Source organism: Virgibacillus sp. M23 (assembly GCF_034190895.1).
Classification (GTDB): Bacteria; Bacillota; Bacilli; order Bacillales; family Amphibacillaceae; genus Virgibacillus; species Virgibacillus salarius.
Window position 1 is genome coordinate 1 of the sequence record NZ_JAWDHA010000218.1, and the last position, 488, is coordinate 488.

Sequence of the window (488 nt, forward strand, 5' to 3'; positions counted from 1 at the left end):
GCATAAAACGGTCATTAAAATAAATAGCCCGGGAAATAACGGTTACCACCATGCTTGAATCATTACTGTGAAATTCTGTGCATCTTGAAGCATGTTCCCCCAGCTAGCGATTGGCGGCTGAATTCCAAATCCCAAGTAGCTTAGCGCCGATTCAGCTAGAATAACAGACCCTANTTTCAGCGTAGCTGACACAATAATCGGCCCTAACGCATTGGGCAGGATATGAGAAAAAATAATTTTGTGCGTCTTTGTTCCAATTGTTTTAGCAGCAAGAACATATTCCCTTGAACGAAGCGATAAGAATTCTCCCCTTACTAATCGTGCTGTCGTGGTCCATCCTGTGAGACAGAAAATTAAAATCAGTTTGTCCACACCCGGCTTGAAGATGGTGACCAGCGTGATCAACAAGAAAATATCAGGAATGGATAACACAATGTCAACTACACGCATAATGACAGCATCCACTATTCCTCTGAAATATCCAGCTA

General features: G+C 42.3%; 1 pseudogene. It reads right to left on the reverse strand.

What is annotated here, in order from left to right:
* Window positions 1-45: 45 nt before the first annotated feature.
* A pseudogene (gene appC / locus RVS70_RS22175) lies at window positions 46-488 on the reverse strand (oligopeptide ABC transporter permease AppC); the annotation flags it as partial.